Origin of the sequence: Streptomyces humicola (assembly GCF_024436035.1) — a bacterium.
Classification (GTDB): domain Bacteria; phylum Actinomycetota; class Actinomycetes; order Streptomycetales; family Streptomycetaceae; genus Streptantibioticus_B; species Streptantibioticus_B humicola.
In genome coordinates this window covers 1-13,942 of record NZ_JANFNG010000018.1, presented here as the reverse complement: position 1 = coordinate 13,942, position 13,942 = coordinate 1, and the positions used below count along the sequence as shown (strand labels likewise).

13 protein-coding genes are annotated in these 13,942 nt (G+C 71.4%); 5 read left to right on the top strand and 8 right to left on the bottom strand.

All coding sequences use genetic code 11. The features are described 5' to 3' along the window. Positions 1-5: 5 nt before the first annotated feature. The 4 genes from egtD to egtA are packed head-to-tail and all read right to left on the bottom strand — an operon-like array spanning position 6 to position 4,388. Positions 6-986 carry an L-histidine N(alpha)-methyltransferase gene (gene egtD / locus NGB36_RS21255; protein ID WP_255921961.1) on the bottom strand — a complete coding sequence of 327 codons (981 nt, stop codon included), beginning with the start codon at positions 984-986 and terminating at the stop codon, positions 6-8. After that, positions 983-1,735, bottom strand: coding sequence for an ergothioneine biosynthesis protein EgtC (gene egtC / locus NGB36_RS21250; protein ID WP_255921960.1), 753 nt, complete (start codon positions 1,733-1,735; stop codon positions 983-985). The genes egtD and egtC overlap by 4 nt, the downstream gene beginning before the upstream one ends. Then, positions 1,735-3,099: an ergothioneine biosynthesis protein EgtB gene (gene egtB / locus NGB36_RS21245; protein ID WP_255921959.1), complete on the bottom strand. Its 1,365-nt coding sequence runs from the start codon at positions 3,097-3,099 to the stop codon at positions 1,735-1,737. The genes egtC and egtB overlap by 1 nt, the downstream gene beginning before the upstream one ends. Beyond that, positions 3,096-4,388: an ergothioneine biosynthesis glutamate--cysteine ligase EgtA gene (gene egtA / locus NGB36_RS21240; RefSeq protein ID WP_255921958.1), complete on the bottom strand. Its 1,293-nt coding sequence runs from the start codon at positions 4,386-4,388 to the stop codon at positions 3,096-3,098. The genes egtB and egtA overlap by 4 nt, the downstream gene beginning before the upstream one ends. A 354-nt stretch (positions 4,389-4,742) precedes the next feature. Here egtA and NGB36_RS21235 point away from each other — a divergent pair, with 354 nt between their 5' ends. Then, on the top strand, positions 4,743-4,940 hold the full coding sequence (locus tag NGB36_RS21235) for a hypothetical protein (RefSeq protein ID WP_255921957.1): 198 nt from the start codon (positions 4,743-4,745) through the stop codon (positions 4,938-4,940). 35 nt (positions 4,941-4,975) lie between these two features. Here NGB36_RS21235 and NGB36_RS21230 read toward each other — a convergent pair whose 3' ends face one another. The 3 genes from NGB36_RS21230 to NGB36_RS21220 form a co-directional block, all read right to left on the bottom strand. Beyond that, positions 4,976-5,440, bottom strand: coding sequence for a DUF6099 family protein (locus tag NGB36_RS21230; protein ID WP_255921956.1), 465 nt, complete (start codon positions 5,438-5,440; stop codon positions 4,976-4,978). Between the two features lie 218 nt (positions 5,441-5,658). Next, entirely contained in the window at positions 5,659-6,003 is a 345-nt protein-coding gene (locus NGB36_RS21225) for a nucleotide pyrophosphohydrolase (protein WP_255921955.1), read from the bottom strand. A gap of 10 nt (positions 6,004-6,013) precedes the next feature. Continuing rightward, positions 6,014-7,294, bottom strand: coding sequence for an AAA family ATPase (locus tag NGB36_RS21220; RefSeq protein ID WP_255921954.1), 1,281 nt, complete (start codon positions 7,292-7,294; stop codon positions 6,014-6,016). A 174-nt stretch (positions 7,295-7,468) separates the two neighbouring features. Here NGB36_RS21220 and NGB36_RS33200 point away from each other — a divergent pair, with 174 nt between their 5' ends. Further along, a complete protein-coding gene (locus NGB36_RS33200) occupies positions 7,469-8,104 on the top strand; it encodes a chaplin (RefSeq protein ID WP_269470417.1) in 636 nt (211 codons plus the stop codon). Between the two features lie 340 nt (positions 8,105-8,444). On the opposite strand, the gene NGB36_RS21205 is transcribed toward NGB36_RS33200, so the two are convergent. Next, on the bottom strand, positions 8,445-9,803 hold the full coding sequence (locus NGB36_RS21205) for a class I SAM-dependent RNA methyltransferase (RefSeq protein WP_255921953.1): 1,359 nt from the start codon (positions 9,801-9,803) through the stop codon (positions 8,445-8,447). Between the two features lie 432 nt (positions 9,804-10,235). Between NGB36_RS21205 and NGB36_RS21200 the strand changes: the two genes are divergently transcribed. From NGB36_RS21200 to NGB36_RS21190, 3 genes are all read left to right on the top strand, one after another. Beyond that, positions 10,236-12,110: an APC family permease gene (locus NGB36_RS21200; protein WP_269470416.1), complete on the top strand. Its 1,875-nt coding sequence runs from the start codon at positions 10,236-10,238 to the stop codon at positions 12,108-12,110. Positions 12,111-12,544: 434 nt separating this feature from the next. Further along, a complete protein-coding gene (locus NGB36_RS21195; RefSeq protein ID WP_255921951.1) occupies positions 12,545-13,213 on the top strand; it encodes a potassium channel family protein in 669 nt (222 codons plus the stop codon). Continuing rightward, the gene (locus tag NGB36_RS21190; RefSeq protein WP_255921950.1) at positions 13,210-13,887 is read left to right on the top strand and encodes a potassium channel family protein; all 678 of its coding nucleotides are present in this window, start codon (positions 13,210-13,212) and stop codon (positions 13,885-13,887) included. Before NGB36_RS21195 ends, NGB36_RS21190 begins: the two co-directional genes overlap by 4 nt. Positions 13,888-13,942: the final 55 nt, after the last annotated feature.

Genomic DNA, 13,942 nt, shown 5'->3' with positions numbered 1-13,942 from the left:
AACGGCTAAGGCCTGGCCAGCGAGAGGGCGAAACGATTCTGCGGATCGGTCCACCACCGGTCGAGCCGCATCCCGGCGGCAGCCAGTTCCTTGCGCACCCCGGCCTCGCGGAACTTGGCCGACACCTCGGTGCGCAGCTCCTCGCCCTCGGCGAAATCGACGGCCAGGTCCAGCGCAGGGAACTTCGCGGTGAACGCCGTGCGGGCCCTCAGCCGCATCTCGATCCACTCGCGCTCACGGTCCCAGACGGCGACGTGGTCGAAGTCGCGCGGGTCGAGATCCGCGCCGAGTTCGCGCCGGAGCACGGCCAGGACGTTCTTGTTGAAGGCCGCGGTGACGCCTGCCGCGTCGTCGTATGCGGCGACCAACACCCGCTCGTCCTTGACCAGATCGGTGCCGAGGAGCAACGCGTCGTCCGGAGCGAGGGCGGCGCGCACAGCGGCGAGGAACTCGGCCCGTTCGGCGGGGAGCAGGTTGCCGATGGTGCCCCCGAGGAACGCGATCAGCCGTGGGCCGTCCGTCTCGGCTTCGCCCACGGGCAGGCGCAGGCCCGCCTGGAAGTCGGCGATCAGCGCGTGCACGCCGAGGCCCGGGTAGTCGGCGAGCAGCGCGGCCGCAGCCTGTTCGAGGGCGGACTCGCTGACGTCGACGGGGACGTAGGTGCGCAGGGTGCCGTGGTCACGCAAGGCGTTGATCAGCAGCCGGGTCTTCTCCGACGAGCCCGAACCGAGCTCCACGAGGGTGCGGGCGCCAGTCGCCGCTGCGATGTCGGCGGCGCGGCGGTCGAGTATCGACCGCTCGGCGCGGGTGGGATAGTACTCGGGCAGACGGGTGATCTCCTCGAAGAGCTCGCTGCCCCGGGTGTCGTAGAACCACTTGGGCGGCAGCCACTTGGGTTCCGAGGTCATGCCGGTGACGACATCGTCGCGCAGGGCGGCGGAGGTGGCGTCTTCGGGCAGCTGCCTGGTGAGGGTGAACCTGCTCATGCGGGTGGCTCCTTGAGAGGGGTCACGTCGATCTCCTCGCGGGTTGCGAGAAGCAGGGTGTGGTCGGGCAGTTCGGTCCACGCCGGGTCGTCGTCGTACGGCTCGGAGGCGACGACGACGCTCCGGCCCGGGTCCAGCCGGTGCCACAGGGTGTCCCCCCAGGTGGTCGCGGCGATCGCGGTGCCGTCGGTGAGCAGCAGGTTCAGCCGCGCGGGCAGGCTTACCGCGATGGCCGAGACGGTGTCGGCGAGCGCTTGCGCGGGCGCGTGGCCGGCGCGCAGGCGGTGCAGGACGAGGGCCCAGACGAGTGCGGAGTCGCAGCGCGCTTCGAGGGCGAGCAACTCCTCGGGGGCGAGTTCCGCAGCGAGGTCGGCGGCCGAGCCGGGCCAGCCGGGCAGGGCTCCGTTGTGGCTGAACAACCAGCGGCCGAAGCCGTAGGGTGCGGCGGCGGACTCGTCGGGGACGGAGCCGTCGGTGGTGTCGCGCACGGCGGCGAGCAGCGCGCCGGTGCGGACCACGCGGACGAGGTCGGTGAAGGAGGGGTCGGCCCAGATCGGGGCGGCGCGGCGGTAGCGAGCGGGCACGGGGTCGCCGTCCGCGTACCAGCCGACGCCGAACCCGTCCGCGTTGACCGTGCCGTAGCGCTGCCTGCGTGGCTCCCAGGCCTGCCGGTACAGCGAGTGCGGCGGCTCGGTGAGCACCGCGGCTATGGGCACACGGTCGCCGAGATAGGCGATATGACGGCACATCAGACGGCCTCCGAGGGCGCGGCGTCGCGGGCGGTGCGGAATCCGGCGAAGATCTGTCGCCTGACCGGGTAGTCCCAGTTGCGGAAGGTGCCGCGGCAGGCCACCGGGTCGACGGCGAACGCTCCGCCGCGCAGGACCTTGTACGCGCTGCCGAAGAACACTTCCGAGTACTCGCGGTAGGGGAAGGCGCGGAAGCCCGGATAGGGCAGGAAGTCGCTTGCCGTCCACTCCCAGACGTCGCCGATGAGCTGGCGTATGCCGAGCGGTGAGGCGCCTTGCGGGTAGCTCCCGGCGGCCGCGGGCCGCAGGTGGCGCTGGCCGAGGTTGGCGTGGTCCGGGCCGGGGTCCGCGTCGCCCCAGGGGAAGCGGCGCGAACGGCCGGTGGCCGGGTCGTGGCGTGCGGCCTTCTCCCATTCGGCCTCGGTGGGCAGCCTGCGGCCGGCCCAGCGGGCGTAGGCGTCGGCCTCGTACCAGCTGACGTGGAGCACCGGCTCCTCGCGGGGTACCGGCTCGATGAGGCCGAAGCGGCGGCGCAGCCACTGGCCGCCCTCACGGCTCCAGAACAGCGGTGCGGTCAAGGTGTGTTCGCGCACCATGGCCCAGCCGTCGGGTGCCCACCAGCGAGGCTCGTGGTATCCGCCGTCCTCGATGAAGGCGAGGTAGTCGCCGCAGGTGACGGGGGTGGTGTCGAGGAAGAAGGGCGCGATGTCCACCGTGTGCGCTGGGCGTTCGTTGTCCAGCGCCCAGGCCTCCGTGGAGGTGCCCATCGTGAACGGGCCGCCGGGAACGAGCACTTCCGCGGGCAGCCTCAGTGCGTCGGCGGGCGCGGGGGCGGGCGGCGGCGCGTCGAGTGCGGCGGGCCCCCTTCTGAGCTGATGGGTGATCAGCATGGTTTCGTCGTGCTGCTGTTCATGCTGGGCGATCATGCCGAAGGCGAAGCCGGCGTCGAGCAGGGGAGTGCCACGCAGCTCGGTGGAGTCGAGGAGGTCGAGCACCCGGCCGCGCACCTCCGCGGCATAGCCGCGTGCTTCGGCGGGGGCGAGCAGCGGCAGGGTCGGCCGTTCGGCCCTGGGGTGTTCGAAGGCGTCGTAGATCGGGTCGATCTCGGGGTGCATCGGGTCCCGGCCGCCGACGTTGCGCAGCAGCCACAGCTCTTCCTGGTTGGCGATGTGGGCGAGGTCCCACACCAGGGGCGACATCAGCGGCGAGTGCTGGGCGGTCAGGTCGTGGTCGTCGACGCAGGTGGTGAGAGTCCGGGTACGGCTGCGGGCGGTGATGAGCCGGTCCAGCGCACGCCGGCGCAAGGTCTCCGGGTCGGCATCGGCCTCTGTTCCTGGGCCCGTGTCGCGGTGTGCGGTGGTCATGACCGGCCGTCCTTTCCGATGAGGTGGGCGTTGCGGGCGCCGGCCCCGGGTTCCGCGGTCACGGCGTCCAGTAGGTCGTCGGCGGGACATCGGCCGCGGGCGAGGCGCAGGGCGTAGAACTCGTCCACTGCGGTGCGTATGGCCGGCGACGCGTCGAGTCTGGGCAGGGCTTGCTGCGCCGCGGCGAAACAGGCGAGGGCGGCTTGGTGGATTGCCGGGTCGGCAAGACCGTGGCGGGCGGCGCGACGCCACAGCGGATTACGGGGCGCAGGCGGCGCCGGCGGCCCGCCGAGGGCGAGTACGGCCCGGTGCGCCGCGGTCGCCGCCACTGGATCGTCCAGCAGCGCAGCGGTGACGGCGAGCGGCACGATCCAGCCGTCGTCGCCCGGCTGCGCGTCGATCATGCGGAATTCGATGTGTCCGCGCGGCCGCACCGGCGGGAAGAGGGTGGTCAGGTGGTAGGCGAGGTCGTCGGCGGTGGCCGGCCGTGGCAGACCGGTGCGCAGCCAGCGGCGGAAGGTGAGTCCGCGCGGCGCGTGCCAGCAGTCGCCGTCGCGGCGCACCAGCAGCACGTCCGCGTCGAGCGCGTAGCGCGCCCAGGCGTCGCGGGGATCCGTGGTCTGATGCGGCGCGAGAGTGCGGCCCGGGTCCATCGCCGTCCATACCCCCTGGCGGGAGGAGCGCAACCCGGTCGGACGGCCCTGGCTGAGGGGGGAGTTGGCGAACGCCGCCACCAGGACCGGGCCCAGCATATGGGCCAGGCGCCAGCGTGCGAGGTAGCCGCCGGGACCGGGCCCCTCGACGCCGGCGTCGAGGCAGACCTGGACGGAGGCGGAGCTGCACATCATCGACCGGCCGAAGGGGCCGCCCCGGTCGAAGAACTCCTCCATGGCGGCGTAGCGCGGCAGTTCGAGGATGCGGCGGGGCGGATGCCAGGGGTCGAGACCGTACCCGGCGAGACGCAAACCGTGGTGGCCGAGGCGCTCCCTCACGGCGGCGAGATCGCACGTCATGGTCTCGACGCACTCGGTGAGTGAGGCGGCCGGAGGCGAGCTGAGCTCGATCTGGCCACCGGGTTCCTGGGTGAGGGACGACCGCAGTGGCACCGATCGCAGCTCGGCGACGGCCGCGGCGAGCCGGGACGGGGCGACGGGTCGTGTCGAGTCGAAGGCGTCGTGGACAAGCCACTCCAGTTCCACGCCGATACGACGCGGCGGGCCGTTCTTGAAGCAGATCCCGCGTGCCAGTGCTTCGGCCTCGGGCTCACTGATGGGACGGGTACTCGGCATCGCCGGGCTCCTTCACTCGACGGACGCTGACCACGAACGCGCAACGACAACCCTCTGGGACCGCACTCCATTCCACTGCATCACGATCACGACGCCACCGCATGACATGTGAAAATTTGTTCGATTTTTTGTGGGACACCCCAAACTCCCTCACCCCTCTGCCCGACGCGGAGGCAGCCAATCCCCCACGGCCGCTTCCGGCTTGATCTGCTCGCCTCCGGAACTGGAGCACCGCGGCCGAGACGCCGTCAACCTCACTCCCGCACGGGCCGACGGACAGTGACTCATACCGGCCGTGATCGTTGGCCGGGGCGGATCCGGACCGCCCGGACCGCGCCGCCCGAGGAGGCCGCGATGGACCAGGAGACCTTCCCGCACCAGGGCGCCGATGGCGACTGCGCCGCCCACGCGTCACCCGGAACACCCGGCGGGCTGCTGGAACAGTTGGAGGCCCTGCTGGCCGCCGTCAACGCGGATATCGCCGGCCTCGACGCCCGTCTGCAGGCCACGGCCGGGCGCACGCTCCCGGAGGACGACGCCGCCGCGCACTGACACCTCGCGGGCCGGGCTCATGCCACATCGTCAGCTCACCCGCTGTCACCGCCAGGTCTCAGCCCTTCCCAGACGCAGAGCAACGCACATACCCGGTCCTTGGAGTCGTCGGCAGCGTCCACCGCGTCGATGCACTGCCAGTACAGCTCTTCGTCCTCGGTGGCACAGACGGCGGCGACCAGCGCGACGACCACCTCCCCCAATATCCCCAGCAGCCCGCGCAGCACCGCTCTCGGGTCCCGCACCCCGCTGAGTCTCGCCGCGCGCAAGGGCGCAGCCCTGGCACCACCCGTCCGCTGCAGCATGCCGCACGCGCGGCCACCTGCCTCGCACAGCGACAATGCGGCCGGACGAAGCGCCGGATCGCCGTGCAGAGCGATGTGGCCGCCCACCGCCTCGGCGAGCGCCTGCGCCTGCCAGGCCTCCGCGATGAGATCCCGCACATCCCGCGCCCGGTCCAGAGCATGCCGGGTCGCCACGATGAGTCGTGCCGCGTCCATGGTCCTCCCCCTGCCCACGGCGGGAGGTGCCCCCTCCCCCGTCCCTCCGCGTCCCGCGGATCCAGCCCTTCCTTCCAACCCTTCCATTACTCAGCGTGACGGATCGTGTCCGGGAAGGAAAGAGCGGGAAGGACAACGGTGGACAACCGCGCCGCTGTGGACAACTCGCTCACCCGAAAGGGACAGACGGCAGAGCGCGCAACGGATCACCCGCCGTCTCACTCGCCGTCGACGAGCCCCTCGCCCGGCGCCGGGAAGCGCTTCTCGTTCCGGTCGATCTTCTTCGCGAGCGCTGCGAGCGGATCGATCGCCAGCACCTCGCAGAACTGGAGCAAATACGCCAGCACATCGGCGACTTCGTCCTCCACTCGGTGCGCGGTGGCCTCGTCCGCCATCACCGCCTGCGACTGCTCCGCCGTGAGCCACTGGAAGATCTCCAACAGCTCCGATGCCTCGACGCTCAACGCCGCCGCCAGATTCTTCGGTGTGTGGTACGGCCCCCATCGGCGCTCCCGCGCGAAATCGGCCAGCCTGCGCCGCAGCGCGTTCAGATCCTCGCTCACGACGCCCGGTCTACCCCATCGGCGCCGGCTCCCTGCGACCACCCTGCTCCGGCACGCGCTCGATCGCGCGCCCCGGATCACGTTCGGCCGCGCGTTCCCGCATCGCCCCGGTCAAGCTCCGGCGCCCGAGCGCGATCACGGTGACACCGTCGAACCCTTCCGGCGCGACCCGACACGCGTCGTGCACCGTCCCCACCAGCCGCACGTGCCCGCGCTCCGCCGCCCGTACGGCCAACGACAGCAACTCCCGTGTCTGTGCCAGGTCAAGGCCGTAATCAAGCCCATCCGCAAGCACCGTCATCGCGCGCTGCGCCGGCAGTACCTCGGCGCTCTGGTCCATCTCCAGTACGCCCGGCCCCGTCAACAGCACCAACGCCAATGCGAGGAAGCGCAGTTCGCCGTCGCCGAGCCGGTCGACGGGCGTGATCCCCAGCAGCGGCCCGTGGTCGACCGCCGCCATCACCGCCTCCCGCGCCGCGCCGCCGCCCGACCGTGCGAGCACCCGCCGCATCACGGTCAGCCCCTCGACGGGCCCGTCGCACACCGCCCGCGCCGCCGCCACGAGTGCCGCGTGCCGCGTCCTGCACTCGCCCTGCGTGCGGTGCAGCACCGCCGACAGGTTCTCGCAGTCGCCGCGCAGCATCCCGTCCCCGACGCCCACGGGGCCCCTCATGCGCCGCGGCTGCGGATCGACGGCGAAGACCGCCCGCAGCGCAACGAGCACCTGCTCGACGGCGGCGAGCACGAGCAGCTGCCCCTGCGTCTTGCCCGCGACCCGCAGCGGCAGCAGCGCCGTCGCCAGCCGGTCGTCGGGCAACGGCGCCCGGGTGACCGGCGCCAGGCCCGCAGTGTGCCAGGCCGCCTGCACGGTGCGGCGCGCCGGATCACGCAGCGCCGTGCTCAACAGCACCTCCCCCGCACCCGTCAAACGCTCCCCGACGATGCGGAGTTCCGGCTCCGCCTGTACCGCCAGATCGAGACGCACCGGGCCGACCGGCCCGTCCACCGTGCACCCGATCCGCAAGCCGCGACGCCCCTCGGCGTCCGGCCGCGCGCCCTGCGGGACGCAGGCCGCCGCACCCCCGCGGACCGCCGCGAAGACCTCTCCCAGGCCGTCACCGCAGGCCAGCCGCGTCAGCACGCCCAGCGCCTCCAGCACGCTCGACTTTCCGCTGCCGCTCCTCCCGGAGACCACCGTGACCGGCCCGAGGGAAAATCCGGCGCCACGATGCGATTTGAAGGCGGACAGACGCAGTTCGGTCAAGGTCGGTCGGGTGCTGGTCGCATTCATGAACGCGAACGTAGCCACGGCTTTACACGGCGAACCGTTCCGTCCACCCGTACGTACCCCGAACGGGGTAATGACGAAGTGAAATCCATATGAGCCATAACCTGATTGGCCCATGGGCCGTTCTCTCCGGTGCGGGCGTGTTACCCGTGAGGATTTCCGGAAGGCAGGGAACCTATGAGACAGGTCGCCAGAAAGGGCCTGGTCACCGCGATGGCCACCGGTGGCATGCTGGCCGCAGCCGCAGGCTATGCGCACGCCGACTCGGGCGCTGCGGGCAGCGCCGTTGGATCACCGGGCGTGCTGTCCGGCAACCTGGTGCAGCTCCCGATCGATGTCCCCGTCAATGTGTGCGGGAACACGGTCGACGTGGTCGGAGTGCTCAACCCTTCGGTCGGCAACAGCTGCGTCAATGCCTCGCACGGCGGTGGTCCGAGGCACATGCACCCGCTGCGCGGCGGTGCCACCGCTCGCGGGCACGCGGCGGACTCCCCCGGCGTCGCCTCGGGCAACGGCATTCAGTTGCCGGTCGATCTGCCGGTCAACGTCAGCGGCAATTCGGTCAACGTCGTCGGCATCGGGAATGCGGCCGTCGGCAACACGGCGGTCAACGCCCCCGGTCACGGCAGGCACCGCCGACCCTGCCCGCCGGCCCCGGCCCCGCGGGCGGCCGTTCCGCTCACCGCGGGTACGTCCGCAGCCACCCTGGCCCACACCGGCACAGACTCCCTCGGCTTCGCCCTCCCGGCGAGCGCGGGCATGCTGCTCGGCGGCACGCTGCTCTACCGAAGGTTCCGGCCCACGAAGTCTTGAACCACCTGCGCGGTTCAATGGGGGCGCCCCGCACTCCTCCCCCCGGGAGTGCGGGGCGCCGCGCGGTCACCTGAATCAGGTTCGTTCGAGTCGATATCCAACGGGGTGCTCTATCAGATGATGGGCTGTGTCGCAGATTCGGCGAATCTGCGACACAGCCAAAAATCGGACACTCCCGGGCATGGCCTCGCTAAAGCCCCGGCAGAAACCCCTCCCTCCGCGGACGCCTCGACCTGCATCAGATCCGCGATGACGGCCCATCAGGACGAGCGCCATTCCAGCGTCGAAGTTCAGGCGTAACGCGCCGAGCGCACGTAGTGCGCATCGGCAACACCGCAGGTCAGGAGGCCTCCTCCACCGGCTCCAGGATCGCGACACACTCCACATGATGCGTCATCGGGAACAGGTCGAACGCCCGCAGCGAGACCGGGTGGTAGCCCGATGTGGCGAAGTAGGACAGGTCGCGGGCGAGCGCCGCCGGGTCACAGGCGACGTAGGCGATGGCCCGGGCGCCGAGGGCGGCGAGATGCTCGACGACCGGCCTGCCCGCGCCCGTGCGGGGTGGGTCGAGGACGATCAGGTCGGTCTCGGTGATACCGGTACGCGGCAACACCCGTTCCACCGTGCCGTGTTCGACGCGGACCCGGTCGAGGTCGGCGAGGTTGTGGCGGGCGTCCGCGACCGCGCGCTTCGCCGACTCGATGCCCAGCACGGCGCCGCGCTCCCCCACCCGGTCGGCGAGCGCGCCCGCGAAGAGGCCGACGCCGCAGTACAGGTCGAGCGCGGTCTCCCCCGGCCGCGGCGCGAGCCCGGCGAGCACCGCGTCGACCAGTAGATCCGCGGCCTGGTGGTGGACCTGCCAGAAGCCGCCCGAGCCGACCCGCCAGGTGCGGCCCGCCGCACGCTCCCGTACGAAGTCGCGGCCGTGCACCCGGTGTGCTCCGCCCTGCTCGTCGATCCGCATCACCGAGACCGGACGGTCCAGTTCGACGAGCGGGAGTCTGGCATCCGGGGCAGGGGTGATGATCACTTGCCGGTCGGAGGAGCCGGTGGCGGCGATGGCCTCGATCGCGGTGACCGATGGCCAGGTGCGCTTCTCGATGCCCAGCTCGCTCACCCCGGGGGCGGCGATCAGGCAGCGGTCGATCGGTTCCACCTCGTGCGAACGATGGCGGCGCAGCCCTGCCCGTCCCTCGGCGTCGACGGCGTACTGCACCCGCGTGCGCCACGCCGGGACCTGCCCTCTGGGCACCTTGTCGCCGGGGGCGGGCTCGACGGTGCCGTCCCACCCGGCCTCCTGCGGGGTGAGCCCGGCGAGGCGGGCGAGCTGCTCGGTGATCACCGCGACCTTGAGCCGCCGCTGTGCACCGGGTGCGGCGTGCTGCCAGTCGCAGCCGCCGCACTTGCCCGGCCCGGAGAACGGGCAGGGCGCGGCGACCCGGTCCGGGGAGGCATCGAGCACCTCGACCGCGTCGGCGCGCAGGAAGCGGGAGTCCTCGTCGCCCTCCGTGACCTTGGCGACGACCCGTTCGCCGGGGAGCGCGTGCCGGACGAAGAGCACCCGCCCCTCGTGGCGTGCGATGCAGTGCCCGCCGTGCGCCACCGGGCCGACCTCGACCTCGTAGGCCTCTCCGACCAGGGAGGCGGCCGCGGAGTCGGTCCGGTCCTTCGTACGGTTCGTACGGGTGCGGTTCTTCACGACGGAACAGACTCCTGGACTGGTCGGACAACAGCCGTCCAGTGTACGTCGCGGCGCGGTCCCCATCCGCGCGGGCGAAGCAGTGCACGGTTTCGCGGTGCAGCCGAAAACCCGTGGTCCACGCCAGCCTGCGACTGGCGCTGTTGCCCCGTGCGGCGCGGCCCCGGCGCCGTTGACCGGGCACGGTGGGCGCTGCGGCGCACCGCGTACGCCTGGGGATCACCGGCCGCAGCCCGCACCGCCTGGTCTTGCGGGAGCACGATCACGCCGTTCCATTCCTTCGTTCACTCCCTCGTTCACTCCTTCGTTCCGACGCGGCGGCCGCTGAACATTGACGGTTTTCTTGCGCCAGGAGACCGAGCGGGAACGGACCTGCGGACGCAGACTGGGGCACCGAGCTCCGTTCGGCGATCTCCGCGGTGACGCGGGCTCATGAAGGGGTCACAGAGCACGAGGTGGGACGTGGAGTCTACGAACGCCCAGGAGCCGGGGAGCCGGGCCGGCGATGCACCGGCGAGCGACCATGAACGCGACCGGCTGACCGTCCCGCAGGGGCTCGCCGCGCTGTCGTTGGACGCGCTGGCCTCCGTCGCGTACGGACCCGAAGCGATCGTGGTGGTGCTTGCCGTGGCGGGCAGCCGCGGCCTCGGCTTCACGCTGCCGGTGACCTGCGCGATCGTAGTGCTGCTGGCGGCGCTGACGTTCTCGTACCGTCAGGTGATCGCCGCCTTCCCCAACGGCGGCGGCGCCTACGCGGTCGCCGGGCGCCACCTCGGCCGGCGGGTGAGCCTGGTGGCGGCGGCCTCGCTGATCATCGACTACGTGCTGAACGTCGCCGTCTCCGTCTCCGCCGGCGTCGCCGCCTTGACCTCCGCCTTTCCCGGCCTGTACGGCGACCGGGTGTGGCTGTGCGTGCTGGTCCTCGGGTTGATCACGGCCGTCAACCTCTACGGGGTCGCGGAGTCGGCGAAGGTGATGATCGTGCCGACCGTGGTCTTCGTCGTGGCGGTCTTCGCCGTCATCGTGGTCGGGCTGCTGCGGACGCACCCCGCGACGGCGCCCACGCATCCGACGGCCTCCGCCACCTCGACCGTCGGCGTGCTGCTGTTGCTGCGGGCCTTCGCCTCCGGCTGCTCGGCGCTGACCGGTGTGGAAGCCATCGCCAATGCCGTGCCCACCTTCCGCAGCCCGAGGGTGAAGCGGGCGCAGCGCACCGAACTCACGCTGGGCGCGCTGCTCGGCGCGATGCTGATCGGTCTCTCGCTGCTGATCGGCAAGTTCCATGTCGCGCCGAACAGCACCAAGACCGTGCTGGCGCAGCTCACCGACGCCTCGTTCGGCCACAACGCCGGGTTCTACATCGTGCAGTTCGCCACGATGGTGCTGCTGGCGCTCGCCGCCAACACCTCGTTCGGCGGCATGCCGGTCCTCACTTCTCTGCTGGCACGCGACAACAACCTGCCGCACGTCTTTGCGCTCCGCGCCGACCGGCAGGTCTACCGGCACGGCGTGCTGGTGCTCGCCGGAGCCGCGCTTGTGCTGCTGATCGGCGCCCAGGGCGATACGCAAGCGCTGGTGCCGTTCTTCGCCATCGGCGTCTTCATCGGCTTCACGATCTCCCAGGTCGGCATGGTCCGGCACTGGCAGATCGAGCGCGGCCTCGGCTGGCAGGGGCGGGCGGCGCTCAACGGTCTCGGGGCGGCGTTGACGGCCGTGGCACTCGTCATCGAGCTGGTGGCGAAGTTCGGCGAGGGCGGCTGGCTGGTCTTCCTCGCGGTTGCGGTGCTGGTCGCGCTCTTCGAGGGGATTCACCGCACCTACCGGCGGATCGGCGTCGGGCTGCACCTGGGCGAGGTCCCGGGGCCGCCGCAGCCGCGCCGCTCGCTGGTCGTCGTCCCCGTCGGTGCGGTCAACCTCCTCACCCGGGAGGCGATCAGCGCGGCGCTGTCGCTCGGTGACGAGGTCCGCGCCGTCACCGTCGTCCATCCGGACGACCGGGACGACCAGGACGCGGCGGGCACCGACCGGGTCCGGAATGCGTGGAACGCCTGGCACCCGGATGTCCCGCTCACGGTGCTGACGAGCCGCACGCGGTCCCTGACCCGGCCTATCGTCGACCATCTGCGCGCCGTGGGGGCCGAGGACGAGCACGACCGCCTGGTGGTGCTGATCCCCGAGATGCAGCTGCCGCGGCCGTGGCAGCGTCTGCTGCAGAACCAGCGCGGCGCGGTGCTCGACCGGGCCATCCGCCGCTACACCGACGCCGTCATCTGCCGGCTGCGCTTCCGCATCGACGTCCCACGCTGACGGCTGACGCGCGTACCGGCTGACGCGAGTACCTGCTGGCGCGCGTATCCGGAGGGCTGAGGTCCCGGCGCCCGGCGCCCCCGTGGCGGCTCCGCTCGTGCGGGCTGGCCTCCGCCGGCAAAGCCGGCTGTTCCATGACGGCTTCCTCACCAACCACATCAACCACGGCGCCCAGTTTTGGCATGGCGCCACGCCACCCGGCTGAGCCTCGGCGTGCTGCTGATCGCGGCGTGCCTGGTCGCCGCGACCGCCGCGGCGTGGCGGGGCGTGAACCGCCTCTGAGCGGACCGCGAGCCGAATCGAATCCATGCACGGATGTGCGGGCGGGCTCCCGGTCGACTCGATGCCTGTGTAGCTTTGGCCGCGGTCTGAGATTCTTGAAGGGCCTGAGACCAGCTGGATCTGCGGTTATCTGCGGGAAGGACAGGCGAGGCGTGCACGTCGTAATCATGGGCTGCGGGAGAGTGGGGTCGACTCTCGCGCACTCCCTGGAAGAGCAGGGTCATACGGTCGCCGTGGTCGACCAGGACCCGACGGCGTTCCGCCGTCTAGGGGCCGGGTTCTCCGGACGCCGGGTGACGGGAGTCGGGTTCGACCAGGACACCCTGCGCGAGGCCGGCATCGAGGAAGCGGGCGCGTTCGCCGCCGTGAGCAGCGGCGACAACTCCAACATCATCGCGGCCCGGGTGGCCCGGGAGATGTTCGGCGTGGAGAACGTGGCGGCCCGTATCTACGACCCGCGTCGCGCCGAGGTCTACCAGCGGCTCGGCATCCCCACCGTGGCAACGGTGCGGTGGACCGCCGACCAGATGCTGCGCCGTCTGCTGCCCTCGGGAGCCGAGCCGCTGTGGCGCGACCCGAGCGGCGCGGTGCAGCTGGCGGAAGTGGCGACCTCCACCGCATGGGTCGGCCAGCGAATCAGCAAGCTGCAGGCCGAGACCGGGGTGCGCGTGGCGTTCATCACCCGATTGGGCGAAGCGATGCTGCCAACGTCGGACACGGTGCTGCAGGAGGGTGACCTCGTGCATGTGATGATGCGCACCGATGACGTCGAGAAGGTCGAGGCGGCGTTCGCCGAAGGGCCCGAGGAGGCTCAAAAATGAGGGTCGCGATAGCCGGAGCGGGCGCGGTGGGCCGGTCCATCGCGGGTGAGCTCCTGGAGAACGGGCATGAAGTCCTGCTCATCGACAAGAACCCGGGCTCCATCTCGGTGGAGCGGGTTCCGCAGGCGGAGTGGTTGCTCGCCGACGCCTGCGAGATCACCTCGCTCGACGAGGCGGCGCTGCAGCGCTGCAACGTGGTCATCGCGGCGACCGGCGACGACAAGGTGAACCTGGTCGTCTCGCTGCTCGCCAAGACCGAGTACGGGGTGCCGCGGGTCGTCGCCCGCGTCAACAATCCCAAGAACGAGTGGCTGTTCAACGAGGCCTGGGGCGTGGACGTCGCCGTCTCCACACCGCGGCTGATGTCGGCGCTGGTCGAGGAGGCGGTCAGTGTCGGCGACCTGGTGCGTCTGATGCGGTTCAGCCAGGGCGACGCCAACCTGGTCGAGCTGACGCTGCCACCGGATGCCGCTCTCGTCGGCACGAGGGTGGGTGATGTCGACTGGCCCACTGACACCTCGCTGGTGACGATCATCCGGGGCCACCGGGTGCTCACACCGTCCAAGGACGACGCGCTGGAGGCGGGCGACGAGATGCTGTTCGTCGCGGCTCCGGACCGCGAGGAGCAGCTCGAGGAGCTGCTGTCGGTGACACGCGAGGCCGCGGGCAGCTGAGCTGCCGACCGGCGACGACGTGACGTGGGAGGGGTGGGGGGGGGGGGGGGGGCGG

Excerpts from the sequence above, each read along its gene's own strand:
- NGB36_RS21200 (WP_269470416.1), top strand. The coding sequence starts at position 10,236 with ATGAAGGGGTCACAGAGCACGAGGTGGGACGTGGAGTCTACGAACGCC.
- egtC (WP_255921960.1), bottom strand. The coding sequence starts at position 1,735 with ATGTGCCGTCATATCGCCTATCTCGGCGACCGTGTGCCCATAGCCGCG.
- egtD (WP_255921961.1), bottom strand. The coding sequence starts at position 986 with ATGAGCAGGTTCACCCTCACCAGGCAGCTGCCCGAAGACGCCACCTCC.
- NGB36_RS21230 (WP_255921956.1), bottom strand. The coding sequence starts at position 5,440 with ATGGACGCGGCACGACTCATCGTGGCGACCCGGCATGCTCTGGACCGG.
- NGB36_RS21190 (WP_255921950.1), top strand. The coding sequence starts at position 13,210 with ATGAGGGTCGCGATAGCCGGAGCGGGCGCGGTGGGCCGGTCCATCGCG.
- egtA (WP_255921958.1), bottom strand. The coding sequence starts at position 4,388 with ATGCCGAGTACCCGTCCCATCAGTGAGCCCGAGGCCGAAGCACTGGCA.
- egtB (WP_255921959.1), bottom strand. The coding sequence starts at position 3,099 with ATGACCACCGCACACCGCGACACGGGCCCAGGAACAGAGGCCGATGCC.
- NGB36_RS21220 (WP_255921954.1), bottom strand. The coding sequence starts at position 7,294 with ATGAATGCGACCAGCACCCGACCGACCTTGACCGAACTGCGTCTGTCC.
- NGB36_RS21235 (WP_255921957.1), top strand. The coding sequence starts at position 4,743 with ATGGACCAGGAGACCTTCCCGCACCAGGGCGCCGATGGCGACTGCGCC.
- NGB36_RS33200 (WP_269470417.1), top strand. The coding sequence starts at position 7,469 with ATGAGACAGGTCGCCAGAAAGGGCCTGGTCACCGCGATGGCCACCGGT.